This window comes from Ralstonia sp. AU12-08 (assembly GCF_000442475.1).
GTDB lineage: Bacteria > Pseudomonadota > Gammaproteobacteria > Burkholderiales > Burkholderiaceae > Ralstonia > Ralstonia insidiosa.
This window is the reverse complement of sequence record NZ_ASZV01000016.1, coordinates 66,464-92,100: the sequence shown is the minus strand read 5'-3', so window position 1 is coordinate 92,100 and position 25,637 is coordinate 66,464. Positions and strand designations below refer to the sequence as shown.

The window sequence follows — 25,637 nt, the reverse complement described above, 5'->3', positions numbered from 1 at the left end:
ATGGCGCCGTGTTATAACCATCGGCGCCTCATCTAGCACCTGAGCAAGACTCCGGGCTGCATAACAAGGAGCCGCCGATGCAGTTGCAAGCCCTCGCCAATCTCAACATCGTCACGCTGGTGGATTCGTTCATCAGCCTTACCGCTGCCTTTGCGCTCGGTTCCCTGATCGGTTTCGAACGGCAGGTCAGGCAGCGGACCGCCGGTTTGCGCACCAACGCGCTGGTGGCAGTGGCAGCGGCGGCCTTCGTCGACATGGCCGCGCAGATCGGTAGCCCATCGGACACCACCCGCGTGATCGCCTACGTGGTGTCGGGCGTCGGCTTCCTGGGGGCCGGCACCATCATGAAGGAAGGGTTGAACGTGCGTGGGCTGAACACGGCCGCCACACTGTGGGGCTCGGCTGCCGTAGGTGCGGCCGCAGGCTCGGACCTGATCGGTCAGGCGATATTGATTTCGCTGTTTGTGCTGGCCTCGAACATCCTGCTGCGGCCCGTGGTGAACCGCATCAACCGCACACCGCTGAACAACCAATCCGCTGAAGTCACGTACACCATGTGCGTGATCACGGCGCGCGAGCGCCAGAAAGAAGCCTTGGCCGACCTGGAGCGCTTGCTGGAAGAAGCCAGCTACCCCGTCAGCGACCTGTCGGTCGAGCCCTTTGGCGAAGACCATGTGGAAATCGAAGCCATGCTGATGTCCACCGCCGTCAATGCCGTCGAGCTGGACCGCATCGTCACTGTGCTGCAAGCCCAGCCGCACATCGCCCAGGCGTTCTGGAACCCGAGCACGACGGAATAACCGCAGTGCTCAAAGCTCCTGCGTGGCCGCCAGAGCGAAGATCTTCGCCCAGCGCTTCGCTTCCTGGCGACTGCGCATCGGGATCAGCCAATCCGCCTGCGCCTGGTGCTTCAAGCGCAACGCCAAAGACCATGCGCCGTCGCGCTCAACCGCATCGGCGCCGGCAATGTCGGCAAAGAGAAATCGGGCGTCCTGGTCATGCAGGCGCAATGACCCGCGCTTCTGCTCGGCGTCGACGGCAACCTGCCCCCAGCTCCCGCTCAGGGACACAACCCGCTGGCCCTTCACGTTGACGCCGTGCACCGCACGGTGGCGGCGGATCAGGCTGATGACGGCCCAGGCGATAAGCGCCGCTGCAAGCAATACCGCAGCGCCACCTGCCACAGCCCCGTAAGCCGAGGCGACTTCTGCGTACAACCGGATTGCGCCGTAGACGAGCAGGCCAATCAGCGCAAACGCGGCAATGATGAACGGCATGGTGAGATTCCTTGATCCTTGGATGAGCGTTCCGGTTATATCAACCGAAACGGCGCTCAAGGCAAGTCATTGCCACACATGCCGATCAAATCGATCGCTTGTATCAATTCCGGTATGGATCGGGTCAGGCCAGTCGGAACGCCGCAATGGCAGCGTTCAGCACCTGTGCCTGTTCTTCCAGCGACTCGGCCGCCGCGGCCGCCTGCTCCACCAGCGCGGCGTTCTGCTGCGTGGCTTCGTCCATGAGCGTGACGGCCTTGTTGACCTGTTCGATGCCCGAGCTTTGCTCATTGGAGGCCGCGGCAATCTCGCCCATGATGTCGGTCACGCGGCGGATGGAGGCGACGATATCTTCCATCGTGGTGCCGGCGCGCTCGGCCAGTGCACTGCCCGCCTCTACCTTGGACAGCGAGGCCTCGATCATCTCCTTGATTTCCTTGGCCGCTGCGGCGCTGCGCTGCGCGAGGTTGCGTACTTCGCCGGCGACCACGGCAAAACCACGACCTTGCTCACCGGCGCGGGCGGCTTCCACGGCGGCGTTCAGCGCGAGGATGTTGGTCTGGAAGGCGATGCCATCAATCACGCCGATGATCTCGGACACCGTGCGCGACGACGAGCTGATCTCGCGCATGGTCGCCACCACGTCAGTCACCACCGCGCCGCCCTGGCTGGCCACATGCGAGGCGCTGTCGGCCAGTTGGCTGGCCTGACGGGCGTTGTCGGCGTTCTGGCGCACGATGGAGGTCATCTCTTCCATGCTGGACGCGGTTTCTTCCAGCGAGCTGGCCTGCTCTTCCGTGCGTTGAGACAGGTCGGCATTGCCGGCAGCAATCTGCTTGGTGGCCGCGCCAATGGATTCGGAGCCGGTGCGCACGCGGCGCACAGTGTCGGTCAACGCCCCCTGCATGCGAGCCAGACCTTCGAGCAGGCGGCCCATCTCATCCCCACGGTCGACATGTACGGGCTGTGTCAGATCACCCGCGGCAATGCGGTCGAATTGCGCCAGTGTGGCGTTCAGCGGCCCGACAATGGCGCGCAGCAGCGACCATGCGCACACCAGCGCCACCAGCAATGCGAAGACGATGGCCGCAATCACGATCATGCGGAAACGCGCATAGGCTTCGCGCGACTCATCGTAGTTGGCCTTGGAGAAGGCGAGCTGCTTCTTGCTCAGTGCCAGGCTGGTGTCATTGGAATCGCGGAAGGCCTTGGAGACGCCCTTATCCATGATCTTGTCGGCAGTGGCCCGGTCACCGGCGCGCAGTGCCTTGATGATGTCGCGCAGCGTGCCCGATGCGGCCTCACGCTTGGTGGCGACATCCTTGGCCAGGCGTTCCTCTTCATCGTCGCGCGGCAGGGCCAGGTATTTTTTCCACGCCTCGTCCGAGCGGGCGATCAGCTCTTCGGTGCGGTCGAGCAACTGCATCGCGCCCTTGTCTTCCGGATACAGCATCGCCTTGTCGAGCGCGGTGCGGGCGCGCGTGAGGCTCAGGTCGGATTCGCCCAGGGCCAGCGCAGACGGAAACTGGTTGGTGAAGGTCTGTTCGTGTGCACGATTGGCGTCACGCAGGCCAAGCAGCCCAGCCACACCGATGAGCAGGGCCAGCAAAAACAGAATGGAAACCGTAAGCACCAGACGGGTGCGGATGGTCAATCGGGCAGACATGGGCGGGCGCGGCGAGAGTGACGTGCGCGGCTTCTCACGCAGGCGCGACGATCGCGCCGGGCGGCCGGCTACCTTGGCACTATCGGTCGCCCACGGCGGGAACTTGAGGGCGGCATGCACAATGCTTCACCTGACACCACCCCTGGCTCAAGGCGTTAGCCTGCCTTGCCCTTGCGCGCCTGCTGGTAGTCCTCCGCAAACTCGGCCCATTGTTTGAGCGACACCTTGCGCCCGTGCGTGGCCAGCTTCAGCGCCGATTTGCGCCACGCCGTGCCGGCAGCGTAGTCCTGCACCGTCTCGACCAGATCGGTCCCAAGGCGGCCACAACTGCGCAGATGGCACCAGGCGGCCACGCGAGCCATGGTCTGTAGCGCGTCGTCCAGGTTGGCAACAACGTGCTTACCGGAGCCCAACTCCACGCGGTCGGCCGTCGGCTGCAGGCTTTTGACCACGTACGACTTCGGCTTTTCACCCTTGGCCCCGTAGACGACACCACGCAGCAATGCCGGCGAAATCGCCTGCGAGATCCGCTGGATGCCGACCACACGCCCTGCCTCGCTATGCCACGGCGCCACGCTGCACGCGTCGCCCAGCACGCCGGCCCAAACGCTCGGCACGGAGAGCTTGATGTCGATCAGACGCAGGGTGTCGGGGTCGTTCTCTGGGCGGGCCAGCACCGAATAGCGCTCCAGCCCCAGGCTGCCCGTGCCGGCAATGCGACGCGCGACATCTACGGCAACGAAGCGCTGGCCGTGTCCGTTGCCCTGCTCGGCATACGCCTGGAGAATGCGGCGCGCGCGGCGAGCCTCATCCTTGCTGGCATGTAATGTGCGGCGCCCATCGATGCGCAGGTTGATCTGGTTGCCGTTGCGCTCCGTGCGCTCGGCAATGTAGGCCGCACGGTTGCGCCTGCGCAGGCCGCGCAGCAGGGTACGCACGATGCCGGTGGCGGTGGCACGCTCGACCCAGCGTGGTTTGCCGTCGACCAGCGCAGCCGCATAGGTATCGAGAAACCGCCGGCAGAGGTTGTTTGCGTCTTCGTCAGCCAGCTTCCAACTATGCGCAGCCACTTGTAGGCTGGACAGTACGCGCACGAGATCAACGGTAAACGGTGCGGTCAGTGCCTCGTCGAAATCGTTCATATCGAAGTAGACCAACCCGTTCTCGCCCTTGAAGCTGCCGAAGTTCTCCAAGTGCAGATCGCCACAGACCAGCGTGCGGGGCGGTTCGTGCATGAGCGGCGCATCGATCATCGATGCGGCGTACATGTTGTTGGTGCCGCGAAAGAATGAGAACGGATCGGCGGCGATGGCGGCCAGCTTGCGCGTGAGGCGCTCCGGGTCTCGCCCGGCGTTGTACTCAAGAATGACGCGGGTACTCTCGTGCATGGTCGCTGCCTTATCGATTGTTGGAGTGGAGTGCAATGCCCTCGAAAATCGAAGATTACGCCCTGATCGGTGATTGCGAAACCGCGGCGCTGCTGGGCACACCCGATCATGGGCGCTGGCAGATCGCACCACGATGTGGTGTTCGTCGTGTCAACCAGCGAACGCGCACCTAGAAACCAGAATCCGCCATCCCGGTAGAATGACGGCCCTGCTGATTCAACTGCCCCCCGCCATGCCCGACGACATTTCCAGTGCGCCCGAAAGCACCCTGCTCGGCCGCCCCGACAGCCCGTGCGTCGGCATCTGCTCGACCCTCTTCGATGAGGTCTGCCAGGGCTGTGGGCGCACCCAGCTGGAAGTCAGCAACTGGGTGTTCATGACCGACGAGGAGCGCAATGTGGTCTGGATGCGCATCCTGGCCGAAGGCACGGCCCAGGGCTACAACCCCGACGGCAGCCGCAAGTAAGCGCCAAAAGAAAACCCGGCCGAAGCCGGGTTTCTTGTTGACGCAGTAGACCGATCAAGCCGTCTGCGCGGGCTTGAGCTGCAGTGCCTTGTACTCCAGGAACTCCTCCAGCCCGTACTTGCCGTTCTCGCGCCCGTTACCGGACTGCTTGTAGCCACCAAACGGCGCCTGCATATTGAACGGCCCGCCGTTGATGTCGACCTGCCCGGTACGAATGCGCCGCGCCACGCGAATCGCCCGCGCCTCGTCGCCTGACCACACCCCGCCGCCCAGGCCGTAGATGCTGTCGTTGGCGATGCGGATGGCCTCATCCTCGTTGTCGTAGCAGATCACGGTGAGCACCGGGCCGAAGATCTCTTCGCGCGCCACGGTGTCGGTGGTCTTGACGTTGCCCAGCACGGTCGGCTTGACAAAGAAGCCGGTGGACAAGCCCTCCGGCGCATCAGCGCCACCGGTGATGAGTTCAGCGCCCTCTTCCAGGCCGCGGCGGATATAGCCGAGCACGCGGTCGCGCTGTACGGCGGAGATCAGCGGGCCCAGGCGCGTGGTTTCCTGCGCCGGATCGCCCGGCACGTAGGCCGCCGCGAATTGCGCGGCCAACGCCTTCACTTCCTCGTACTTGGCACGCGGCACCAGCATGCGTGTGTGCGCCGAGCAGGTCTGTCCCGAGTTCAGGAAACACGCCGACAACGTGCCCTTGACCGCCGCCGACAGGTCTGCGTCATCCAGGATCACCGAGGCGGACTTGCCGCCCAGCTCCAGCGCCACGCGCTTGACCGTTTGTGCTGCCAGCTCGGCCACACGCTTGCCCGCGCGCGTCGAACCCGTGAACGACACCATGTCGACATCCGGATGGCTCGCCAGCACCTCACCCACCACCGGGCCATAGCCGGTGACGAGGTTGAACACGCCCGGTGGCAGGCCGGCCTCTTCAATGACTTCAGCCAGCACAAACGCGTTGAGCGGCGCCACTTCCGACGGCTTGAGCACCACCGTACAGCCGGCAGCCAGTGCGGGCGCAACCTTCAGCGTGATCTGGTTGAGCGGGTAATTCCACGGCGTGATGGCGCCCACCACACCTACCGGCTCGCGCACCACCAGCGAGTTGGCGACCTGCTCTTCAAACTCGAATTTGGCCGTTAGCTTGGCAAAATTGCCCCAGTTGAACACCGGGCCACCCACCTGGATGGCGCGCGCCAGCTTGATCGGCATGCCGACTTCACCGGCAATCAGTTGCGCCAGTTCTTCACCTCGGGCCTTGAGGCCGTCGGCGATCTTCTGGATGTACTCGGCGCGTTTGGCCACGGGCGTAGCGGCCCAGCCATCAAACGCTGCGCGGGCGGCGGCTACGGCGGCTTCGGCATCGGCAGCGCTGCCTTCAGGGATCGTCCCCATCACCGCTTCGGTGGCCGAATGAATCACTTCAATGACGCCCTTGCCCTGCGGCGCCACCCACTTGCCATTGATGAAAAGCTTGTCGCGTTGCTGCATCGTTGCTTGTCTCGCTCTGGTGGATGCGCGGTTTGCGCGTTGTGCTATCCGGGTTGCGACTGAGATCGGCGCGCCCCCGGGGCGGTTATGATCGTTCTATTGTAGAGCCAGCAGAGCGCGCACTGCAGACGCGCCGGCCGAGGGAGAGAAGCATGACCGCCAGCATCTATCAGAAGACGGACAAGGGGCAGGAAGAAATCCGCACGCGCGCCTACCATCTGGATCAGAAGCATCGCGCGCTGCTGCTCATGGTCAACGGCGAGAAAACCTGTGACGAGATCCTCATCCAGCTCGCTCCATTGGGCATGAATCAGGCCGTATTCGAAGAGTTGGAGCATGCCGGGTATATCCGATCACACGGGATCGGAGCAACGCCCGCCGCAAGTGAACCCACCTCCGCGCCGGAGGCCCCTGTGCCAAGCACCACCTCCGGCGAGCGCGGCGTTGAAGGCTATCAGCACCTCTACCGCTTCTATACCGAGACCATCAGCCGTTACCTCGGGCTGCGCGGCTATCTGCTTGAAATGAAGGTGGAAAAGGCCGGCAATGTGGCCGACCTCGTCGCCCTGCGCGACACACTCAAGGCCGCACTTGCCAAGGCGCGGGGCGAGCCCGAGACCAGCAACGTGATCGCCCAGTTGGATCTGCTGATCGACGAAGCAACCAGCTAGCCTGTTCGTCGGGCAACAAAAAAGGCGGCCATCAGGCCGCCTTTGTTCAATACGTGTGCGATGCTCAGACTTCCACGCCCTGGCTCTGCAGGTATTCGTCGTAGGTGCCCGCGTAATCGCTAAGCGTGCCGTTCGGGCGCACTTCGATGATGCGCGTGGCCAGCGCACTGATCAGCTCGCGGTCATGCGACACAAAGATCAGCGTGCCCTCGAACTTGTCCAGCGCGATCTGCAGCGACTCGATCGACTCCATGTCCATGTGGTTGGTCGGCTCGTCCAGGGCCAGGACGTTGTGGCGGCCCAGCATCAGCTTGCCCCAGATCATGCGGCCCTTCTCACCACCGGAAAGCACCTTGACGCTCTTCTTGATGTCGTCGGCCGAGAACAGCAGACGGCCCATCGTGCCGCGCAGGGATTGGTCGTCATCACCGGCCTGCGTCCACTGGCTCATCCAGTCCATCAGGTCGCGGTCTTCGGGGAATTCTTCGTAGGTGTCCTGCGGCATGTAGCCGACGTTGGCGTTCTCGGCCCACTTGACGGTACCGCCATCGATCTCGATGCCGCGCTGCACGCCGGTTTTGACCGCACCGTTGAGCAGCGAGCGCAGCAGCGTGGTCTTGCCCGCGCCGTTCTCGCCGATGATGGCGATGCGCTCGCCGGCGCGCACGGCCATGGTCAGGTTGTCGAAAATCTTGCGGTCGTACGTCTTGCGAGCGTTTTCGGTTTCCACCGCCAGGTTGTGCAGCTTCTTCTCGAATTCGAAACGCACGAACGGGTTCTGGCGCGACGACGGCTTGATGTCTTCCACCTTGATCTTGTCGATCATCTTCAAACGCGACGTGGCCTGACGGGCCTTGGACTTGTTGGCCGAGAAGCGGCGCACGAAGTCCTGCAAGTCGGAGATGCGTTCCTTGGCGCGCGCATTGGCGGCCTGCAGGCGTTCACGTGCCTGCATGGAGGCTTCCATGTAGTCGTCGTAGTTGCCCGGGTAGACCTTCAGCGTGCCGTAGTCCATGTCGGCCATGTGCGTGCAGACCGAGTTCAGGAAGTGGCGATCGTGGGAGATGATGATCATGGTGGAATTGCGCTCGTTGAGCACCGATTCCAGCCAGCGGATCGTGTTGATGTCGAGGTTGTTGGTCGGTTCGTCCAGCAGCAGCACGTCCGGGTTCGAGAACAGTGCCTGTGCCAGCAGCACACGCAGCTTCCAGCCCGGGGCGACGTTGCTCATGGTGCCGTGGTGCTGGTCAGTCGGAATGCCGACACCCATCAGCAGTTCGCCCGCACGCGCTTCGGCGGTGTAGCCGTCGTATTCGGCGTACTTGGCCTCCAGGTCGGCGGCCTTCATGTAGTCGTCGTCGGTCGCTTCCGGGTTGGCGTAGATGGCGTCACGCTCCTGCGCGGCGGCCCACATTTCGGTGTGGCCCATCATCACCACATCCAGCACGCGCATGTCTTCGTAGGCGAACTGGTCCTGGCGCAGCTTACCCAGGCGCACGCCCGGTTCCAGCATCACATTGCCAGCGCTCGGCTCCAGATCGCCGCCCAGGATCTTCATGAAGGTCGACTTGCCGCAGCCGTTGGCACCGATCAGGCCGTAGCGATTGCCTTCGCCAAACTTGACCGAGATGTTCTCGAACAAGGGCTTGGGCCCGAACTGCATGGTGATATTGGCGGTGGAAAGCACGTGGAAACCTTGATTTGGAAAGCGGTGATCTGGCGCGGCAGGCACTTGGCCGTGCGCCATTTAGGAAACCTGGGATTTTACCATCCGGAGATGACCCGGACAGGCAAGCGGCCTAGCCGCGCAGCGTCGGATAGCCGCCCAAGTGCAGCGTAAAGCCCGTCGCATCGATGTCCAGCTCGGCTTGCGCGCCGATCGGCAGCGTCGCCTTGGTCGGGCAATGGCCGAACGGCAGGCCGGTCAGGACCGGAATTGGCAACCGGGCAGCCAGGTAGTCGCACATGGGGCCGAAGTCGTAGCCCGCGTCGTACGGCGTGGTGCGATAGCCTGAAAAATCGCCCAGCACCAGCGCTTGCTGACGCTCCAGCACACCGGCCTGCTGCAATTGCAGCAGCATGCGCTCGACCCGATACGGGTGCTCGTTGATGTCTTCAACGAAGAGGATGCCGCCGTCGATCCTGGGCAGATATGGCGTACCAACCAGGCTGCACAGCATGGCCAGATTGCCGCCCCACAGCGTGCCGCCCCACAGCGTGCCGGTGATGCGCCCCAGGCGAGCGGTGGCCTGTGGCACATCCACACGCAACGCGTAGTTCGGGTTGCGCAAGATGCCCCAGAAATGCTCGACCATGTAGGCATCCACCTCGGGCAGCGCGAAATCCGAGCACAGGTGCGGCCCGGCAAATGTCACACCGCCCGTCGCGGCCAGATACGCCAACGAGAACGCCGTGAAATCGCTATGGCCGACGATGATGGCATCGGTGGCCCGCGCACGCTGGTGGATCGCCGCAAAGTCGATGCGGTCCAACAACCGCGTCAACCCGTAACCGCCGCGGATGGCCATGGCGATTTCCTGACCGCTGCCGGTGCCGATCTGGTGCAGATCGGCCAGCCGCGCATCGTCGTCGCCGGCAAAGCGCTGGTGCTGGCGCGTGAGGCATTCCGTATTCACCAGCTCGCAGCCCTGCGCCCGCAGCGCCGCAGCGCCGCGTTTGGCGATCTCAGCATCGTTCGGGTAGCCAGAGGGAGCGATCAGGCGGACGGTGGTCGGCATGCGGTCAGTTCAGATCGGATCGGATTCGGTGGAGGCCAGCCGTGCAGCACGTTGGCTCGCGCGGCGCTCGGCGAAGAACGCGCGCAGCATGTCGCCGCATTCCTGCGCGAGCACGCTGCCGGTGATGGCGGTCTGATGGTTCAGGCGCGTCTCGGCAAACAGGTCGAGGATGCTGCCGGCAGCGCCCGTCTTCGGGTCCGGCGCGCCGTAGACGACGCGTGCGACACGCGCGTGCAGCATGGCGCCCGCGCACATCACGCACGGCTCCAGCGTCACGAAGACTTCGCAGTCGGGCAGGCGGTAGTTGCCGAGCTTTTCGGCGGCTTGGCGCAGGGCGCGCATCTCGGCGTGAGCTGAGGGGTCATGCGTGCCAATCGGCGCGTTGTAGCCGACGCCGACGATCTCGTTGCCGCGCACGACCACCGCGCCGACCGGTACCTCGCCCCGCCCCCATGCAAACTTGGCCTGCACCAGCGCCTGCTGCATCCAGTAACCGTCGCGCTCGTGCGCGGACATGTCGGCAGGCGGTGTGAGGACGTGGGGCGTGGTCATGCGTATCGGCTGTATCCGATCAATCTTGCTCGTGCGGGCGCGCGAGCTTCACGTCGGCCCAGCAGTTCGGGGTTTCGTACAGCACCAGCTTCGACAAACGCAGATGGTGCCCGAACGTATTGCGGAACACCGGCTCGAGAATGTCGAACGCGACCTGCGCGAGGTTCTCGACGGTGGGCACGTCGTTCAGCACGACGGTCTTGTGACCGCCTTCCATGTCGTTCAGGAATTCGACCAGCTTTGTGTCGCCCCGATAGACCAGGAACGCGTGGTCCCACAGGTCGACGAGGTGCTTGTTGGCGAGCTGCTTGACGTCGCCGAAGTCGAGGATCATGCCGTCGTCGGCGGCCTTGTCGTTGTGCAGGACTTCGCCCGTGAGCGTGAGTTCAAGCTGGTAGCGATGGCCGTGCAGGTTGCGGCACTGGCCGGCGTGGCCGGGGATGCGGTGGCCGGCATCGAATTCGAGCCGGCGCGTGATGGAAACGGTCTTGGTCATGGAGCGCAAAGGACTGGGCGGCAGCGAACGCCGCGAAACGGCTGAGACGACTGGGACAAAATGCTGCGGCCCGCCTTAGCGGATGCCCAGCATCTTATGGGTTTGCAGCGACAGGCGCCAGCGCGGCCGGCGCTGGCACAGCTCAACGGCGAGCGCCGTATTCTGCCGCGCCAGCGGGCCATCCATGGCCTGCAGGAACAAATGCTGGAAATCCAGCCGTTCATATGCGTCGAGGTCTTGCCCGTCTTGCGGGATCACGACCTTCAGCTCGTCCCCACGCGTGACAACCAGCTCCGAGCCCATCTTCGGGCTCACGCATACCCAGTCGATGCCCTCGGGCACAGCGATGGTGCCGTTGGTCTCGATGGCGATCTCGAAGCCGCGTGCGTGCAATGCGTCGATCAGCGGCTTATCGAGTTGCAGCAGCGGCTCGCCGCCGGTGCAGATGACGAGCGGCTTGCCGCCCTTGGCGTCGGCCGGCCATTCGGCGGCGACGGTATCGGCCAGGGCATCCGCGGTGGTGTATTTGCCGCCTTGCGTGCCGTCCGTGCCGACGAAGTCGGTGTCACAGAACTTGCAGACGGCGGTGGCGCGATCGGCTTCGCGCCCGCTCCAGAGGTTGCAGCCGGCAAAGCGGCAGAAGACGGCTGCGCGGCCAGTGTTGGCACCCTCGCCTTGCAGCGTGTAGAAAATTTCCTTGACGGCGTAAGTCATGTCTGAACGGTGGCATTCACAGGAGAAAGCTGCAAAAGCAACCCAATTCCCGCGCAAACCGTACCAGTACCCACTAGTGAATAACCCGGTATTGTTTCACAAATCGGGCTTCTGCGTCGTTCTAGCCGCAGAAGGACGCCAACGTCACAAAGGAAAACACGCTCTCCGGCGTCAGCCACGCCGAAAAAATCAGCGCAGCACCAGCTACCGCTAGCGCCCACGCTACACAGCGCTTGAACCGCCCGCTCATGCCGGTTGCGCGACCGGTGTGCGCGCCAGTTGGCGATCATCGATCGGCCAGTGCAGCAACGCCGCCACGATGCCCAGCACCATCGCACCAAACCAGATCGCGTCGTACGCGTGCAGGCGGTCGTACACCAAGCCACCCAGCCATACGCCCAGGAATGCACCGATCTGGTGGCCCAGGAACACGAAGCCAAACAGCGTGCCGATATAACGCACCCCGAACACCTGCGACAGCAGCCCATTCGTGAGCGGCACCGTGCCCAGCCACAGCAGCCCCATCACGATGGCAAACCCATACAGCGTGACCGGCGACAGCGGCAGCAGGATGAACAGCGCGATCGCCGCCGTGCGGATCAGGTACAGCAACGACAGCAGGTACTTGCGCCGGAACAGCCCGCCCAGCGCGCCGCAGTAATACGTGCCGACAATGTTTGCGGCCGCGATGAGCGCCAGCGCAATCATGCCGTGGCGCGCTGTCAGCCCTTTGTCGAGCAGATACGCGGGCATGTGCGCGGCAATGAACGCAAGCTGAAACCCGCACGCCAGAAAACCAAGGTTCAACAGCCAGAAACCTGGGTGCGCAAACGCTTCGCGAATGGCTGCGCCCAGGCTCTGGTGCGCTTCATGCGCCATGACGGTGGATGCCTTCTCGCGCAGCGGCGCCGCCAGCGGCAGGAACACCGCCATCACCACGGCCATGACCACCAGCGCCGTCACCCAACCGACGTTGCTCAGCAACCCCTGCGCCGCCGGCACCATCACGAACTGGCCGACGCCACCCACGGCGCCCGCCACGCCCAGCGCCCAGCTACGCCGCTCCGGCGGTGTCAGCCGGCTGATCGCGCCGTACACGACGCCGAACGAGGTGCCCGAGAGCCCGATACCGATCAGCCCACCCGCCGACAGCGTAAAACCCAGCGGCGTGCCGGCATGCGCCATCAGCACCAGCCCCAGTGTGTAAACCGCGATACCCGCGACCACGACCTTGGCCGCGCCAAAACGGTCTGCCAGCATGCCGGCGAACGGCTGCGCCGCACCCCAGATCAGATTCTGCAGCGCGATGGCCAGGCCGAAGGTTTCGCGCGTCCAGCCATGGTCCATCGTGATGGGCACCAGAAACAAGCCCTGCACGTGGCGGATGCCCAGCGCCAGGCCGATCACCGCCCCGCCCGCCAATACCGGCAGCCAGGGCGACTGCGTCAAGGATTTCGATGTCATGGGTGCGTTCTCCGTTGCGACTGACATTCCCGCGTTGCAAGCGTGCATTTGGCTGGAATGTGGTCCGATGGCTTATTAAACTTCGCCACATTGGGGTTCTCAATTGATCTTTGAGAACGCTTCACATGAGGAAAACGCATGTCGACACCATTGGTTCGATTGGCCTCGCTGGACTTGCTGCGCGGCTTTGTGGCCGTAGGCCGGCGCATGAGCATCACGCTGGCCGCCGATGACCTGTGCCTGACCCAATCGGCCGTGAGCCGCCAGGTGTCGGTGCTGGAAGAAACGCTGGGCGTAAAGCTGCTGGTGCGCGGCCACCGCTCGATCGCCTTCACACCTGAAGGTGAACGCTTGTTCCGCAGCGCCGACAGCGCTGTGCAGCAGTTGCAGGACGCCATCGGCGCCATTCGCGTGGCGGCCGAGCGCCGACCTGTGACGATCACCGCCAGCATCGGCGTGACGGGCCTGTGGTTGCTGCCGCGTCTGGCGCGCTTCCAGCAGCAGTATCCGGACATCGACGTGCGTGTGGCCACCAACAACCGCCTCGTCGATCTGAAGAACGAGGGCATCGAGCTGGCCATCCGCTACTGCCCGCCGGAGGATGCGCCGCCCGGCGCAATCCGCCTGTTCGGGGAAACCGTGGCGCCGGTTGCACATCCGTCGCTGGCGTTGTGTTCGCTCGACTCCGCCGAGGCGCTGGCCGGCCAGACCCTGCTCGACTTTGACGACCGTGACCTGCGCCGCCCCTGGCTCCAATGGACCGACTGGCTTGCCGCCGCCGGCTGGAGCCACGCCAAACCCCGCACGGTGCTGCGCTTCAACCAGCACGACCAGATCATCCACGCGGCGGTGGCGGGCCAAGGCATTGCACTGGGCCGGCAAGAGTTGATTGCCCCTCTGCTGGCCGATGGCCGGTTGGTGACCGTGCCGACGACGGCCCCTGGCGTGCACAACACGCATGCGTATTGGTTGATCCAGGCAGAGATCAACCCACGCCGCGACGTACGTGATGTGGCCAACTGGATCTGCGCTGAAGCCGCGACCCAGGCTTCGCATGCGCCCAGCGCATCCGAACTTGCATGAAACGCGTTTGAGCGCACGCCGCGCACCACGTGTAATGCCGCCAACGACACCCACGTTGGAGGCTGCATGGACACCCGCACCCGACCGCAAACGGTGGTTGGCGGCCTGAGTTACGTCAAACCCGACGGCCCTTATGCCATCAACTACATGTACCCGCCGCCCGCTGGCGAGCCCTGGCAGACCTGCGAGTACGAGCTGCGCGAGGTCAGCATCGCCGACATACGTTCAACCGCGCCGCCAGCGCTCGAACGCGAGGGCTTCATCCTTGCCGACGCTCCCACGCGCGTAACGGACTTTGGCGATGAAGACGCGATCCACGCGATCTACTACGCAGAAGCAGCCGAGCTTGCGCGCGCCGTAACGGGTGCCCGCGCTGCATACGTGTTCGACCACCTGGTCCGTCGGCGCGATCCAAGCCGCCCCACCCTCACCTTCGGGCGCGAAGGCGACGGTGCGCCCTCTGCCGTCGGCCGCATCCATAACGACTACACCGAGGCGTCTGGCCGCCTGCGCCTGGGCCGTGTGCTGACCGACCCCGTGCAGGCTGCGGCAGTCGGGCGCTATGGCATCGTCAACATCTGGCGCTCGATCCGCGGGCCGGTGCTCGATACGCCGCTGGCCCTGTGCGATGCGCGCAGCGTGAACGTCGCCGACCTCGTCGCCGCAGAGATCCGCTACCCCACGCGTACCGGCGAGCTCTACCTCGCCACCCACAACCCGCGCCACCGCTGGTGGTACGCGTCGGCCATTGATCGGCACGAGGCGCTGGTCTTCAAGCAATATGACTCACAGGCCAGCGGCGTGGCGCGGTTCACACCGCATGCCGCGTTCGTCCACCCCGAGGCGCCGGCTGGCACGCCACCGCGCGAGAGCATCGAAATCCGCTGCCTGGTGGTGTATGACTAAGCCGACCCCTTACAACGCAACGTGGGAAGCCCTCGTACCCACACCCACCGTCGAGTTCTGGTTCGACTTCGCCAGCAACTACAGCTACCTGAGCGTGATGCGTATCGAGGCGGCGGCCATACGCCTGGGCGTGCGCATCGTATGGAAGCCGTTTCTGCTCGGGCCGATCTTCCAGTCCTTCGGCTGGAGTAACTCGCCATTCATGCTGCAAAAGGCCAAGGGCGACTACATGTGGCACGACATCGCACGGGAGTGCCAGAAGATTGGTGTGCCGTGGACGCGGCCAAGCACCTTCCCACGCAATTCCGTGCTGCCGCTGCGTGTGGCGGCGCTGGGTGCCGACCAACCGTGGATCGGCGCGTTCTGCCAGCGCATCATGCTGCACAATTTCGCGCAGGATAGTGACATCCACACGCCAGAGGCCGTGTGCGAAGCACTGTCCGCACTCGGGCTTCCCGCCGAAGCGATCCTGGCCGAAGCCCTGTCCGACGCCAACAAGCAGCGCCTGCGCGAACAAACGCACGCCGCGCAGATTCGTGGCATCTTTGGTGCCCCAACGTTCTTTGTCGGTGACGCGATGTTCTGGGGCAATGACCGCCTGGATGACGCGCTCGCCTGTGCCGCAGCTTTGCAGTCCAATCCCCATCCACTCCACACCGGATAGCCCATGCCGACTCAGATCGAAAAAGCCCACGCCTTCCGCGCCCTGCACGAACGCAGCGGCACCTTTGTCATCCCCAACCCGTGGGATCCGGGCTCGGCCCGGTTGCTGGCCGCGCTGGGCTTCGAGGCGTTGACCAGCACCAGTGCCGGCTTTGCCTTCTCGCGCGGGTTGCCTGACTACGGCGTTGGGCGCGATCTCATCCTCACGCACGTGGCCGACCTGGCCGCGGCAACCGATCTGCCGATGGCCGCCGATCTGGAAAACGGCTTTGGCGATGCCCCCGAAACCGTGGCCGAGACCATCCGCCTGGCGGGTGCCACGGGCATTGTGGGCGGCTCCATTGAAGACGCCACGGGCCGCGCCGATGCGCCCATCTATCCGCTGGAAGCCTCTGTCGAGCGCGTACGCGCCGCCGTGGAAGCCGCGCGCTCACTGCCGTTTCCGTTCACGCTCACCGCGCGCGCAGAGAACCACCTGCACGGCCGCAACGATCTGGCCGACACCATCCGGCGCCTGCAGGCATTCCAAGATGCCGGCGCCGACGTGCTCTACGCCCCCGGCCTGAAAACGCGTGAAGAGATTGCCACCGTGCTGCGCGAAATCGATTGTCCGCTCAACGTGCTGATGGGGTTTGCCGACGGCAACCTGAGCGTGGCGGAACTGACCGAACTGGGCGTCAAGCGCATCAGCGTGGGCGCCGCACTGGCACGGGCTGCGCAGGGCGCATTCCTGCGCGCGGCAGAGGAGTTGCGGACCACGGGCACCTTCGCCTTTGCACGCGATGCCGCCAGCGGGGCCAAACTCAATGGCATCTTTGCGCCCTACGCTTGAGCCTTGCCTACGCGCCGGCAGTCGCGCGCAGCATGTGCTCTTCGGTGTTGGTATTGATCTGCACCCACAGCGGCAGATGGTCTGAGAGCTGATACGTCATCGCCTGCTTCGTCAAACGCGGGAACAGCGGCGTGTGATCGCCTTGATAGAAGTCGAGCACGCCGCCCGCGTTGGTAAAGCTCTCGGGGTATTCCGGCATTTGCAGGATCTGGTCGTAGCGCTTGTTCTTCTCCAGGTTGCTGCCGAACGTGCTGCGCAGCAGCTTGTCCGGCACACGCAGCCCACGTGCGGTCAGCGCCTGGAACAGCGGACTCTTCTCGCTGGGGACATTGAAGTCGCCCATGACAATCAGGTCTTTGCCGTCGGCGTCCTTCTCTTGCGCCTTGGCGTAGACCCAGTCGGCCAGCGCCTCGATTTCCGATAGGCGATCGCGCTCGCTGTTTCCCCAGCGGATGTGGGCGGAAAGGCAGACGAAGTCAAAGTTGCCGGAATGGAATGACACCATGTACGGCCGGCGCCACCACGAAATGTCTGACAAATACTCCATGCCGCGTTTCGTGCGTGGCGGTTGCGCCTGCGCTGCCAAACCGGTAAAGGCAACGGCACGGCGGTCATAGACATAGGCGATGCGCTCGCGGTTGCCACCGGCGTCGGTCAACGCATCGGAATACACGGCGCGCCAATCAGGGCCAAGAATCTCCAGCACGCGCTTGAGGTCGCCCAGGTTGTCACGCACTTCCTGCACGCCAATCAGATCGAACTGCCGCAGGATCTCCGCGATGTAGTACAGCGCGGTCTTTGTGCGCGGCTTCTTGCCGAACTCGCGGATGTTCCAAGTGGCAATGTTGAGCGTTTCGTCCAGTTTGGAAGACGGGATCTTCGCTTGGGCAATACGTTCGCGCAGCACCAGCAGGCCGCGCGCAATCTCTGGGGTGATGCCGTCGTAGTTCATGGGGCTCCCTGCCTGAAAGCCCGCCACTCTAGTGACCGCACGCAGACTGCAATATCAGACAGCGCCCTGACGTGGTTTGAACCACTCCACCAGAAAATCCAGCATCGCCCGCAGCGCCGCCGGCATCTGCCTACGTGAGCTATAGACACCATGGATGCCGAGCGCCTGCGGCACGTGCTCGGGCAGCAGGCGCACGAGCTGGCCGGCGGCGATGGGTGGCGCGGCGGCAAACGCCGGCTGCAGTGCAACGCCCGCGCCTTCCCTGGCGGCCGCCAGCAGCGCCATCGACTCATTCGCGCTCAGATTGCCGCTCACCGGCACGTCGGACGACACCCCCGTCTTCGTATCAGTGAACTTCCACAGGCTCTTGCCGAAGTACGAATACGTCAGGCAGTTGTGCACGGCCAGGTCTTCCACTCGGCGCGGCGTACCGTGCGCAGCCAGGTACGACGGCGCAGCCACCACCACGGAGTTGCACGTGCCCAGTCGCCGCGCGATCAGGTTCGGATCGAGATCATTGGTAATGCGCACCGCCAGATCGATGCGCTCTTCCACGAGGTTGATGGTGCGGTTGTCGACAACGAGGTCGACCGCCGTTTGCGGATAGCGCCGCAGAAAGGCCGTTACCGCCGCACTCAACACCTCCTGTGCGAGCGATTGTGCGCAAGCGATGCGCAACAAACCGCGTGGCGTGTCGGCCTCGGGACCATCTGCAACGGCCATCTGCGCGGCAATCTCCAGGATCTGGCGACACCGCACGAGCGTGGCTTCGCCAGCCGGGGTCAGGCCCATGCGGCGCGTGGTCCGGTGCAACAAGCGCGCACCAGACCAATCCTCCATCTGCGCCAGATAGCGCGTGACCATGGCGCGCGACATGTCGAGCCCTTCAGCGGCGGCGCTCAGGCTGCCGCGCTCGACAATCGCAACGAACACCTCAGCGGCAACGATCCGGTCCATATTTGATCGATTGAAGAAACAAATATGCGCATCTTAGGTGGTTTTTCGATCGAATCAAGCAACCTACAGTAACGACATTGCCATCACACCTCACTTGCCCAGGAGCACCCGATGACTTTGATCCGCACCCTGCTTGCCGCCGGCCTTGTCAGCGCCGGCCTCGTTGCCCATGCCGCCCCCCCGGCGCCGCTGCACCTGGAGGTGTACAACCCCGGCGACAAGGGTGTCTTCCCGGTGTCGTCGGAGATCATCACGGGTGCGCACGACGCCATCCTGATCGACGCGCAGTTCCAGCGCAGCGATGCAGAGGCCCTGGTGCAGAAGATCAAGGCCAGCGGCAAGACGCTCACCACCGTCTACATCAGCCAGAGTGATCCGGATTACTACTTCGGGCTGGACGTCATCCGCGCGGCCTTCCCAAAGGCAAAGATCGTGGCCACGCCACAAACCGTGGCGGCCATCCAGGCGTCGATGAACGGCAAGCTCGCCTATTGGGGCCCGATCCTGAAAGACAACGCACCCAAGGCGCTCGTGCTGCCCGACGTACTGCACGCCGATCACCTCACGCTGGAAGGCCGCACGATCGAGATCAAAGGCTTGAACGGCCCAGACGCCGCACGCACGTACTTGTGGATTCCGTCGCTCAAGACGGTGGCCGGCGGCGTGGTGGTCAACAATGGCGACCACGTGTGGGTGGCCGATACGCAAACGCGCGAATCGCGCCTGGGCTGGCTTCAGACGCTCGATAACATCACCGCGCTCAAGCCGACGACGGTGGTGCCTGGCCACTTCACCGGGCCGATGCCCACGGGGTTGGAAGCGGTACGCTTTACGGCGGATTACCTGAAGACCTTCGAGGTGGAGGCTGCCCGCGCCAACAACTCAGCGGAATTGATCAAGGCGATGAAAGCGGCCTACCCGTCGCTGCCCGGCGATGCCTCGCTGGAGTTGAGCGCGAAGGTCATCAAGGGCGAAATGAAGTGGCCGCAGTAACCAAGGATTGTTCATGACGACGTTGCATTACATCTTCGACCCACTGTGCGGTTGGTGCTACGGCGCCGCGCCGCTGGTGGATGCCGCCCGCGCAGTGCCGGGCCTGACCGTCGCCTTTCATGGCGGCGGCATGCTGGCCGGCGCAAACCGGCGCATGGTCACGCCGCAATGGCGTGACTATGTCATGCCCCACGACCACCGCATCGCCGAGATGTCCGGCCAGCCATTCGGCAAACCGTACTTTGACGGCCTGCTGCGTGATACCACCGCGATGATGGATTCGGAACCGCCCATCACCGCGGTGCTGGCTGCCGAAGCGCTTGGCGGGCTCGGGCTGGACATGATCCACCGCGTCCAACGCGCGCACTACGAAGAAGGCCGACGGATTGCTGATCTGCCCGTGCTGCGTGAGCTGGCTGTTGAACTGGGCCTATCGCCCGAAGCATTCGATGCGGAATATGCGCGGCAGGCCGGCGCGCTTACGCAGCAGCACATTGCGGCAAGCCGGCAGTGGCTGGATCGCGTGGGTGGTCAGGGTTTCCCGACGTTTGCACTGGAAGATGCGGAAGGCCACCTGGGCACAATCGACGTCGGCCCGTGGCTTGGTCGTCCGGAAGAATGGGCGCAGGCCCTGGCGCAGCACATCGGTGCACCGGCACCAGCAAGTGAGGCTGATGGGCCGGTCTGCGGACCGGATGGCTGCGCGTAACCGGGCAAAGAACGGCGCGAAGCTCAGCCCTTGAGCGTCCAGCGGCCAAGCTCGTCGTACCGCGTCTTGCCGAGCCAGCTATGGATGAGGACGAACTCGCGCACCGTCCAGGTGACGGGTTCGACCGGCTTGGGCGCAAAGCCACCGCGGTCGTACAACAGCGTGATGTGCGGCTTGAAATGCCCAAGCGGCACGGGCAGGCCGGCATGCTGCAAGGCCTCGCCCAGCGCCAACTGAAACGCCATCAGTTCGCTCACGCCATCACTGCCAAGCAGCACGAACGGACGATGATCGCGTCGGCCATGAAAGCTCACGACCTGATCGAGCGTGACATCGAAGGCCGGCAAGGCAAGCCGCTCAGCAGTCAGGCGCGTGCGCGCAACCAGATCCTCCGGCGGAGCTTGAACGAAATCGCCCAGGTGATACAGCGTGACATGCAGGCGCTCCGGGCGTAGCGCCTTCCCCTTGAAACCCACTACCGGGCGCAACTGCTCGACCAATCGTGCAATGCGCTCTGCGGTACCGGCATCGGGCTTAATCGCCAGAAACAGGCGGTGTGCGGGCAACTGCGGCGTGGCTTCGAATCCGGGAAGGGTGAGTTGGGTCACAGCGCGGGTGTCAGGTGTGGAGCATCAAGACCTCCATTATCGACAAGCGCATGACGTCTTGCGCATTGCTCCAAAAAACAACGCCCGGCGGGACGAACCCGTCGGGCGTTGTTTCATGTGACGCGGCGATCGATCAGATGTCGAAGAACACCGTTTCCGCACCGCCATCGGGCGTGTCCTGCAGGCGCACGTCAAAGGTGTAGACCACCTCGCCATTGCGCTCGGTACGCTGGGCAATCAGCGTCTTGCGGCGCACTTCCCACTCAATGCCATTGAGTACCGGATCGGCACCGTTGGCGGTGGCCTCGTCCGCAAAGTACACGCGCGTATGCAAGCCAAGGTTGATGCCGCGTGCAAACAGCACCATGCAGATATGCGGCGCCTGCACGGTATTGCCGCGCCCTGCCACGGCACCCGGCTTGATGGTGTCGAAGCGGTAGACGCCGGTGTCGAAATCGGCACCCGCACGGCCCCAGCCGCGGAACGCCGCATCGGCTGGCTTGTCCTGCTGGTCAGCCGGGTGTGCGTATTTGCCATCGGCATTGGCCTGCCAGATTTCGATCAGCACATCGCGTACGAGCGAGCCGGAACCATCGAACACGCGGCCTTCCAGCGCGATGCGCTCGCCGCGCGTGGCGGGCGTGGTCAGCACGTTGCCGAATTCCTTCTCGTAGATATCGAAGCCGGCCTGGCGCGGTGCGAGCCCGATATGCACGTAGGGGCCGCCCGTCTGCGAGGCCGTCTCATTGAAATGTGCGAAAGGCGGCGTTGTCGTCATGGCCGTTGCCTGCGCACGTTCGAGTGAGGCATGAAGCGTGGTCGTCGTCATCACTTGGCTCCTTGCAGGGCGTTCTCGAAATGCGTGGCGCGGCGGCCGCGCAGCGTGATGTCGAAGCGGTAGCTGCGCGCATCGAGCGGTACGTGGTTAGCCGTATCGAGCAGCGCAATCAGGCCGCGCACCTGCTCTTCGCTGGGGATGGTCTTGATGATCGGGCACTGCGCGATCATCGGATCACCCTCGAAGTACATCTGCGTGATGAGACGCTGCGCCCAGCCATCGCCCGAGAGCGAATAGTGGATGTGCGAGGGCCGCCAGTCGTTGATGCGATTGCGCCACGGATATGGCCCCGGCTTGATGGTCCGATAGGCGTAGTAGCCGTTGGCGTCCGTCAGCATGCGGCCGCAACCGCCGAAGTTCGGGTCGATCGGCGCGATGTACTGGTCTTTCTTGTGGCGATAGCGGCCACCGGCGTTGGCCTGCCACACCTCCACCAGCGCGTTCGGCACGGGGCGGCCGAATTCGTCGCGCACATAGCCGTGGACGATGATGCGCTCGCCAATTGGCAGACCCTCCTTGGCGTAGTTGAGGATGAGGTCGTTGTCGAGCGCACCGAGGTCGTCCGGATGGAACACCGGCGCGGTCGTCTCCGACAGCGTGTTGAGCGTGGAGATGAGCGCATTGCGCGGCGAGCGCAGCACGCTGGTCTTGTACACGGGGGTGAGCGCTGGCGGGTGTTGGGCGGTATCGCGCTGGGCGAACTCGCCGGTGCCGGAAAGCGGCAGGGTCATGGGGCGTCTCCGTTGGAATCTGTGGGGATGACTGTATCTCTGCCAAAAAGTGAAGTAAATTGACTTCTGATCGAAAAATCAATAACCAAAAGTTATGGATAGCACTGACCTGCCCTCGCGCATCCGCTTTCGCCATCTGAGCTGCTTTGTTGCCATTGCGCAGGAGCGCAACCTGCGGCGTGCGGCTGAGCGGCTGCACCTGAGCCAGCCGGCTGTGTCGAAAACACTGGGCGAACTGGAAGCGCTGGCCGGTATGCAACTGGTCGAGCGTGGCCGGCAAGGTGCGCGGCTCACAGCAGCCGGCGAGCAGTTCTTGCGACATGCCGTGGGGGTGACACAGGCGCTGGAATCGGCCACCGCTGCGCTGATGGGTTCGGGCGAAGCCTCCGCACCTGTCGTGCACGTCGGCGCCCTGCCGACGGTGGCGAGCGGCCTGCTTCCCCAGGCGATTGCCGCGCTGCATGCGCAACGCCCGCATGCCGGCGTACGCCTGCGCACCGGCACCAATGCCGAACTGCTGGCCGCGCTCAAGGCGGGTGAGCTCGATTTCGTGGTAGGTCGCATGGCCGAGCCGACCATGATGCAGGGTCTGTCGTTCGAGCTGCTGTATGCAGAAGCGCTTGCGCTGGTCGTGCGGCCGCAGCATCCGCTGACCCTGTCTGCAAACGGTGTGACATCCCTGCAGGCGGTGCTCGACTATCCGCTGGTGATTGCCACGCCTGGCACCGTGCCACGTCATCACACCGATGCCCTGTTCCAGACGCACGGCCTGCGGCTGCCCGCGGGCGTGACGGAAACGCTGTCCGTGTCGGTCGCGCGGCTGCTGGCCCGCCGCTCCGATGCGATATGGATCACGCCGGAGCGTGCCGCCCAGGATGACTTGTCACAAGGCTGGCTCACACGCCTCAACCTGCCAACACCCGGCACCGGAGAACCCGTTGGCCTGCTGCGCCGCAGCGCCGCCACGCCAACCGAGTTGGCGGATGCTTTCATGGAGACCCTCCGGGCGCTTGCGCATGCGGCTCCGGAAAAAACACGCTGAAACTATAACGTTAGCCGGCAGACAGGCAACGAATTTCATAATCCGAATAATTAAATAACAGCCGCGTTATCCACCAAAATTATTCAATACAAATAACCTGATTCAACGTCATTTTACGCAGCGATCAACTGCCAATTCACTTTATTGAAGGCAGATCAAAGAAAATATCACCCATCACCTGAATGGCCTATGCAACATTGGTCATCATCCCTGTCAGGCAGCCGGCACTCATCACCACATACATTGAAAAATCAAAGAGTTGCTCACGCTCGACCCCTTCCGCCTTCTTCTTATCCTGCTTACCCGCTGTTCAAATAATGCCAATTTACCTGGGATAACCGTGCCGATCTAATAATGATTAGTTCGAGATAGCGAGGCGCAGCATTTTCTAAAAAATATAATGACTCAACCAAGCGCATTGATGCCTTGGCACACAGACTCCAGGACAACCCCATTTAATGAGGCGCAACAATGACGCAACAATCTCTTGCTGAACGCGTACACGCAACGGAAAGCCAGGCAAAAGAGGCATTGGCTGTCAACGACTGGACGAAGTACGACGGAGAACGGGTCACAGGCAGCAACTCCTCGCCGGTCTACCTGGTCTTGCATGGCCAGCTGCGCTGGATCCCCAACCCGACCACGTACACCAACCTGTTCGCCTCGTGGGACGGCATCATCGTGAGCGACTACCTGGTCGACAACATCCCGCGCGGGCCGGCGCTGACCAACGGCGCCGTGCTGGCCAAGGGCAGCAGCGCAGCAACCTACCTTGTCACCAACGGACAGAAGCTGTGGATCCCCAACCCCGAGACCTTCAACAAATTTGCCTTCAACTCGAACAAGGTCGTGACGGTGCCGGATGTCGTCATCGACTTCATCCCGACCGGGCCGAACGTGGGCTGACGCATCCCAGCGGGCACGCGAAAGCGCCCCGTTGAGGGTTTCAAAAAAAAATGCCGACCACGGGGTCGGCATTTTCTTTTTTTTGGCGCAGAGATCAGCGATGCATCAGCTCGGGCTCGTCGCCGGCGTCAAACACGCTTCGATCAGTCTGCCCCAGCAACTGGCTGGTGATGGTGCCGGCGGTCATGGAGCCGTTGACGTTGAGCGCGGTGCGGCCCATGTCGATCAGCGGCTCGATGGAGATCAGCAGCGCCACCAGCGTCACCGGCAGGCCCATGGCCGGCAGTACGATCAGCGCGGCAAAGGTGGCACCACCGCCAACGCCCGCTACACCGACTGAGCTGAGTGTGACGATCGCGACCAGCGTAGCGATCCACACTGGATCAAACGGGTTGATGCCGACCGTGGGCGCCACCATCACGGCCAGCATGGCGGGATACAAGCCCGCGCAGCCGTTCTGGCCAATGGTGGTGCCGAACGACGCCGCAAAGCTGGCGATCGATTCCGGCACGCCAATGCGCCGTGTCTGCGCTTCGATGCTCAGCGGAATGGTGGCGGCGCTCGACCGGCTCGTGAACGCAAAAGACAGCGCCGGCCACACCTTGCGGAAGAAGCGGATCGGATTGATGCCGTTGACCGTCAGCAGCACAGCATGCACGCCGAACATGATCGCCAGGCCCAGGTAAGAGGCCACCACAAAGCCACCGAGCTTGATGATGTCCTGTACGTTGGACACGGCCACGACGTTGGTCATCAGCGCCAGCACGCCGTACGGGGTCAGGCGAATGACGAGTCGCACGAGCTTCATGACCCAGGCCTGCGCGGTATCGATGGCAGTCAGCACGCGCTCGCCCTTCACCGCGTCGTCCTTGAGCAGATGCAGTGCCGCCACCCCCAGGAATGCGGCAAAGATCACCACGCCGATGATCGACGTCGGCTTGGCGCCAGTCAGTTCTGCAAACGGGTTCTTCGGAAGGAAGGACTGCAGCAGTTGCGGAACCGAGAGGTCCGCCACCTTGCCGACGTAGTTGTCCTGGATCGCAGTCAGGCGGGCGGTTTCCTGCGCGCCTTGCACCAGCCCTTGCGCGGTCAGGCCAAACAGGTTGGTGACGAACACACCGACCAGCGCAGAAATCAGCGTCGTCAGCAGCAGCGTGCCAATGGTCAGCACGCTGATCTTGCCCAGCGACGCTGTGCTGTTGAGCTTGGCCACCGAATTGAGAACGGAGACCAGCACCAGCGGCATGACGATCATCTGCAGCAACTGGATGTAGCCGCCGCCAACAACGCTGAACCAGGCAATCGATTGCTTGAGCGTTGCGCTGTCGTCACCATAAATCAGGTGCAACACCAGACCGAACACGATGCCCAGCACCATGCCCAGCAGCACGCGTTTCGCCAGGCTCCAGCTCGCGTTCACGCGGCCCAGAGCGATCAGGATGGCGACGAATGTCGCGATATTCAGTATGAGCGGAATGTTCATTTTCCCTTTGT

General features: G+C 63.6%; 27 protein-coding genes. 11 read left to right on the top strand and 16 right to left on the bottom strand.

The window, feature by feature from the left end; translation table 11 throughout:
* Positions 1–77 precede the first annotated feature (77 nt).
* Complete coding sequence (locus C404_RS40275; protein ID WP_021194442.1) at positions 78–800, top strand: MgtC/SapB family protein; 723 nt, start codon at positions 78–80, stop codon at positions 798–800.
* A gap of 9 nt (positions 801–809) precedes the next feature.
* Here C404_RS40275 and C404_RS40270 read toward each other — a convergent pair whose 3' ends face one another.
* The 3 genes from C404_RS40270 to C404_RS40260 form a co-directional block, all read right to left on the bottom strand.
* Positions 810–1,277, bottom strand: coding sequence for a hypothetical protein (locus tag C404_RS40270; protein WP_021194441.1), 468 nt, complete (start codon positions 1,275–1,277; stop codon positions 810–812).
* 124 nt (positions 1,278–1,401) lie between these two features.
* On the bottom strand, positions 1,402–2,943 hold the full coding sequence (locus C404_RS40265) for a methyl-accepting chemotaxis protein (protein ID WP_031329233.1): 1,542 nt from the start codon (positions 2,941–2,943) through the stop codon (positions 1,402–1,404).
* Between the two features lie 155 nt (positions 2,944–3,098).
* Positions 3,099–4,331, bottom strand: a complete 1,233-nt coding sequence (locus C404_RS40260) for a DUF2252 domain-containing protein (protein WP_021194439.1) — start codon at positions 4,329–4,331, stop codon at positions 3,099–3,101.
* A gap of 232 nt (positions 4,332–4,563) precedes the next feature.
* Between C404_RS40260 and C404_RS40255 the strand changes: the two genes are divergently transcribed.
* Positions 4,564–4,797 carry a DUF1289 domain-containing protein gene (locus C404_RS40255; RefSeq protein ID WP_031329231.1) on the top strand — a complete coding sequence of 78 codons (234 nt, stop codon included), beginning with the start codon at positions 4,564–4,566 and terminating at the stop codon, positions 4,795–4,797.
* A 54-nt stretch (positions 4,798–4,851) separates the two neighbouring features.
* On the opposite strand, the gene C404_RS40250 is transcribed toward C404_RS40255, so the two are convergent.
* Positions 4,852–6,288: an aldehyde dehydrogenase family protein gene (locus C404_RS40250; protein WP_021194436.1), complete on the bottom strand. Its 1,437-nt coding sequence runs from the start codon at positions 6,286–6,288 to the stop codon at positions 4,852–4,854.
* Between the two features lie 152 nt (positions 6,289–6,440).
* On the opposite strand from C404_RS40250, the gene C404_RS40245 reads away from it, so the two are divergent.
* Positions 6,441–6,959: a hypothetical protein gene (locus C404_RS40245; RefSeq protein ID WP_021194435.1), complete on the top strand. Its 519-nt coding sequence runs from the start codon at positions 6,441–6,443 to the stop codon at positions 6,957–6,959.
* A gap of 64 nt (positions 6,960–7,023) precedes the next feature.
* Here C404_RS40245 and C404_RS40240 read toward each other — a convergent pair whose 3' ends face one another.
* The 6 genes from C404_RS40240 to C404_RS40215 all read right to left on the bottom strand — a co-directional run bounded on the left by C404_RS40240 (position 7,024) and on the right by C404_RS40215 (position 12,923).
* A complete protein-coding gene (locus tag C404_RS40240; protein WP_031329229.1) occupies positions 7,024–8,646 on the bottom strand; it encodes an ABC-F family ATPase in 1,623 nt (540 codons plus the stop codon).
* 112 nt (positions 8,647–8,758) lie between these two features.
* Positions 8,759–9,697 (bottom strand): muramoyltetrapeptide carboxypeptidase, encoded by a 939-nt coding sequence (gene ldcA, locus C404_RS40235; RefSeq protein WP_021194433.1) that lies wholly within the window; start codon positions 9,695–9,697, stop codon positions 8,759–8,761.
* A gap of 9 nt (positions 9,698–9,706) precedes the next feature.
* A complete protein-coding gene (gene tadA, locus C404_RS40230; RefSeq protein ID WP_021194432.1) occupies positions 9,707–10,249 on the bottom strand; it encodes a tRNA adenosine(34) deaminase TadA in 543 nt (180 codons plus the stop codon).
* Between the two features lie 19 nt (positions 10,250–10,268).
* The gene (gene queD, locus C404_RS40225) at positions 10,269–10,745 is read right to left on the bottom strand and encodes a 6-carboxytetrahydropterin synthase QueD (RefSeq protein WP_009238193.1); all 477 of its coding nucleotides are present in this window, start codon (positions 10,743–10,745) and stop codon (positions 10,269–10,271) included.
* A gap of 75 nt (positions 10,746–10,820) precedes the next feature.
* The gene (gene queE / locus C404_RS40220) at positions 10,821–11,459 is read right to left on the bottom strand and encodes a 7-carboxy-7-deazaguanine synthase (protein WP_021194431.1); all 639 of its coding nucleotides are present in this window, start codon (positions 11,457–11,459) and stop codon (positions 10,821–10,823) included.
* 246 nt (positions 11,460–11,705) lie between these two features.
* The gene (locus tag C404_RS40215; RefSeq protein WP_021194430.1) at positions 11,706–12,923 is read right to left on the bottom strand and encodes an MFS transporter; all 1,218 of its coding nucleotides are present in this window, start codon (positions 12,921–12,923) and stop codon (positions 11,706–11,708) included.
* Between the two features lie 138 nt (positions 12,924–13,061).
* Between C404_RS40215 and C404_RS40210 the strand changes: the two genes are divergently transcribed.
* From C404_RS40210 to C404_RS40195, 4 genes are all read left to right on the top strand, one after another.
* Positions 13,062–14,006 carry a LysR substrate-binding domain-containing protein gene (locus C404_RS40210; protein ID WP_031329228.1) on the top strand — a complete coding sequence of 315 codons (945 nt, stop codon included), beginning with the start codon at positions 13,062–13,064 and terminating at the stop codon, positions 14,004–14,006.
* 66 nt (positions 14,007–14,072) lie between these two features.
* Complete coding sequence (locus C404_RS40205; protein WP_021194428.1) at positions 14,073–14,912, top strand: CmcJ/NvfI family oxidoreductase; 840 nt, start codon at positions 14,073–14,075, stop codon at positions 14,910–14,912.
* Complete coding sequence (locus C404_RS40200) at positions 14,905–15,576, top strand: 2-hydroxychromene-2-carboxylate isomerase (RefSeq protein WP_021194427.1); 672 nt, start codon at positions 14,905–14,907, stop codon at positions 15,574–15,576. Before C404_RS40205 ends, C404_RS40200 begins: the two co-directional genes overlap by 8 nt.
* Before the next feature lie 3 nt (positions 15,577–15,579).
* Entirely contained in the window at positions 15,580–16,407 is an 828-nt protein-coding gene (locus C404_RS40195; protein ID WP_021194426.1) for an isocitrate lyase/PEP mutase family protein, read from the top strand.
* Between the two features lie 7 nt (positions 16,408–16,414).
* Here C404_RS40195 and C404_RS40190 read toward each other — a convergent pair whose 3' ends face one another.
* Together C404_RS40190 and C404_RS40185 are read right to left on the bottom strand one after the other, a co-directional pair.
* Positions 16,415–17,359, bottom strand: coding sequence for an endonuclease/exonuclease/phosphatase family protein (locus tag C404_RS40190; protein WP_021194425.1), 945 nt, complete (start codon positions 17,357–17,359; stop codon positions 16,415–16,417).
* A gap of 54 nt (positions 17,360–17,413) precedes the next feature.
* A complete protein-coding gene (locus C404_RS40185; protein ID WP_021194424.1) occupies positions 17,414–18,316 on the bottom strand; it encodes a LysR family transcriptional regulator in 903 nt (300 codons plus the stop codon).
* Between the two features lie 111 nt (positions 18,317–18,427).
* Between C404_RS40185 and C404_RS40180 the strand changes: the two genes are divergently transcribed.
* Both C404_RS40180 and C404_RS40175 read left to right on the top strand, forming a co-directional pair.
* Positions 18,428–19,309: an MBL fold metallo-hydrolase gene (locus C404_RS40180; RefSeq protein ID WP_021194423.1), complete on the top strand. Its 882-nt coding sequence runs from the start codon at positions 18,428–18,430 to the stop codon at positions 19,307–19,309.
* Positions 19,310–19,322: 13 nt separating this feature from the next.
* On the top strand, positions 19,323–20,018 hold the full coding sequence (locus tag C404_RS40175; RefSeq protein WP_021194422.1) for a DsbA family protein: 696 nt from the start codon (positions 19,323–19,325) through the stop codon (positions 20,016–20,018).
* Between the two features lie 23 nt (positions 20,019–20,041).
* Here the strand turns inward: C404_RS40175 and thpR are convergent, their stop codons facing one another.
* The 3 genes from thpR to pcaH all read right to left on the bottom strand — a co-directional run bounded on the left by thpR (position 20,042) and on the right by pcaH (position 22,195).
* Positions 20,042–20,626, bottom strand: coding sequence for an RNA 2',3'-cyclic phosphodiesterase (thpR, locus tag C404_RS40170; protein WP_021194421.1), 585 nt, complete (start codon positions 20,624–20,626; stop codon positions 20,042–20,044).
* Positions 20,627–20,759: 133 nt separating this feature from the next.
* Positions 20,760–21,455: a protocatechuate 3,4-dioxygenase subunit alpha gene (gene pcaG / locus C404_RS40165; protein ID WP_021194420.1), complete on the bottom strand. Its 696-nt coding sequence runs from the start codon at positions 21,453–21,455 to the stop codon at positions 20,760–20,762.
* Positions 21,455–22,195 (bottom strand): protocatechuate 3,4-dioxygenase subunit beta, encoded by a 741-nt coding sequence (gene pcaH / locus C404_RS40160; protein WP_021194419.1) that lies wholly within the window; start codon positions 22,193–22,195, stop codon positions 21,455–21,457. Before pcaH ends, pcaG begins: the two co-directional genes overlap by 1 nt.
* A 94-nt stretch (positions 22,196–22,289) precedes the next feature.
* Here pcaH and pcaQ point away from each other — a divergent pair, with 94 nt between their 5' ends.
* Both pcaQ and C404_RS40150 read left to right on the top strand, forming a co-directional pair.
* A complete protein-coding gene (gene pcaQ, locus C404_RS40155) occupies positions 22,290–23,237 on the top strand; it encodes a pca operon transcription factor PcaQ (RefSeq protein WP_021194418.1) in 948 nt (315 codons plus the stop codon).
* A 471-nt stretch (positions 23,238–23,708) separates the two neighbouring features.
* Complete coding sequence (locus C404_RS40150; protein ID WP_021194417.1) at positions 23,709–24,143, top strand: hypothetical protein; 435 nt, start codon at positions 23,709–23,711, stop codon at positions 24,141–24,143.
* Between the two features lie 94 nt (positions 24,144–24,237).
* Here C404_RS40150 and C404_RS40145 read toward each other — a convergent pair whose 3' ends face one another.
* Positions 24,238–25,626 (bottom strand): L-cystine transporter, encoded by a 1,389-nt coding sequence (locus C404_RS40145; RefSeq protein WP_031329226.1) that lies wholly within the window; start codon positions 25,624–25,626, stop codon positions 24,238–24,240.
* Positions 25,627–25,637: the final 11 nt, after the last annotated feature.

Excerpts from the sequence above, each read along its gene's own strand:
- C404_RS40275 (WP_021194442.1), top strand. The coding sequence starts at position 78 with ATGCAGTTGCAAGCCCTCGCCAATCTCAACATCGTCACGCTGGTGGAT.
- C404_RS40270 (WP_021194441.1), bottom strand. The coding sequence starts at position 1,277 with ATGCCGTTCATCATTGCCGCGTTTGCGCTGATTGGCCTGCTCGTCTAC.
- C404_RS40265 (WP_031329233.1), bottom strand. The coding sequence starts at position 2,943 with ATGTCTGCCCGATTGACCATCCGCACCCGTCTGGTGCTTACGGTTTCC.
- C404_RS40260 (WP_021194439.1), bottom strand. The coding sequence starts at position 4,331 with ATGCACGAGAGTACCCGCGTCATTCTTGAGTACAACGCCGGGCGAGAC.
- C404_RS40255 (WP_031329231.1), top strand. The coding sequence starts at position 4,564 with ATGCCCGACGACATTTCCAGTGCGCCCGAAAGCACCCTGCTCGGCCGC.
- C404_RS40250 (WP_021194436.1), bottom strand. The coding sequence starts at position 6,288 with ATGCAGCAACGCGACAAGCTTTTCATCAATGGCAAGTGGGTGGCGCCG.
- C404_RS40245 (WP_021194435.1), top strand. The coding sequence starts at position 6,441 with ATGACCGCCAGCATCTATCAGAAGACGGACAAGGGGCAGGAAGAAATC.
- ldcA (WP_021194433.1), bottom strand. The coding sequence starts at position 9,697 with ATGCCGACCACCGTCCGCCTGATCGCTCCCTCTGGCTACCCGAACGAT.
- tadA (WP_021194432.1), bottom strand. The coding sequence starts at position 10,249 with ATGACCACGCCCCACGTCCTCACACCGCCTGCCGACATGTCCGCGCAC.
- queD (WP_009238193.1), bottom strand. The coding sequence starts at position 10,745 with ATGACCAAGACCGTTTCCATCACGCGCCGGCTCGAATTCGATGCCGGC.
- queE (WP_021194431.1), bottom strand. The coding sequence starts at position 11,459 with ATGACTTACGCCGTCAAGGAAATTTTCTACACGCTGCAAGGCGAGGGT.
- C404_RS40215 (WP_021194430.1), bottom strand. The coding sequence starts at position 12,923 with ATGACATCGAAATCCTTGACGCAGTCGCCCTGGCTGCCGGTATTGGCG.
- C404_RS40210 (WP_031329228.1), top strand. The coding sequence starts at position 13,062 with ATGTCGACACCATTGGTTCGATTGGCCTCGCTGGACTTGCTGCGCGGC.
- C404_RS40205 (WP_021194428.1), top strand. The coding sequence starts at position 14,073 with ATGGACACCCGCACCCGACCGCAAACGGTGGTTGGCGGCCTGAGTTAC.
- C404_RS40200 (WP_021194427.1), top strand. The coding sequence starts at position 14,905 with ATGACTAAGCCGACCCCTTACAACGCAACGTGGGAAGCCCTCGTACCC.
- C404_RS40195 (WP_021194426.1), top strand. The coding sequence starts at position 15,580 with ATGCCGACTCAGATCGAAAAAGCCCACGCCTTCCGCGCCCTGCACGAA.
- C404_RS40190 (WP_021194425.1), bottom strand. The coding sequence starts at position 17,359 with ATGAACTACGACGGCATCACCCCAGAGATTGCGCGCGGCCTGCTGGTG.
- C404_RS40185 (WP_021194424.1), bottom strand. The coding sequence starts at position 18,316 with ATGGACCGGATCGTTGCCGCTGAGGTGTTCGTTGCGATTGTCGAGCGC.
- C404_RS40180 (WP_021194423.1), top strand. The coding sequence starts at position 18,428 with ATGACTTTGATCCGCACCCTGCTTGCCGCCGGCCTTGTCAGCGCCGGC.
- C404_RS40175 (WP_021194422.1), top strand. The coding sequence starts at position 19,323 with ATGACGACGTTGCATTACATCTTCGACCCACTGTGCGGTTGGTGCTAC.
- pcaG (WP_021194420.1), bottom strand. The coding sequence starts at position 21,455 with ATGACGACGACCACGCTTCATGCCTCACTCGAACGTGCGCAGGCAACG.
- pcaH (WP_021194419.1), bottom strand. The coding sequence starts at position 22,195 with ATGACCCTGCCGCTTTCCGGCACCGGCGAGTTCGCCCAGCGCGATACC.
- pcaQ (WP_021194418.1), top strand. The coding sequence starts at position 22,290 with ATGGATAGCACTGACCTGCCCTCGCGCATCCGCTTTCGCCATCTGAGC.
- C404_RS40150 (WP_021194417.1), top strand. The coding sequence starts at position 23,709 with ATGACGCAACAATCTCTTGCTGAACGCGTACACGCAACGGAAAGCCAG.
- C404_RS40145 (WP_031329226.1), bottom strand. The coding sequence starts at position 25,626 with ATGAACATTCCGCTCATACTGAATATCGCGACATTCGTCGCCATCCTG.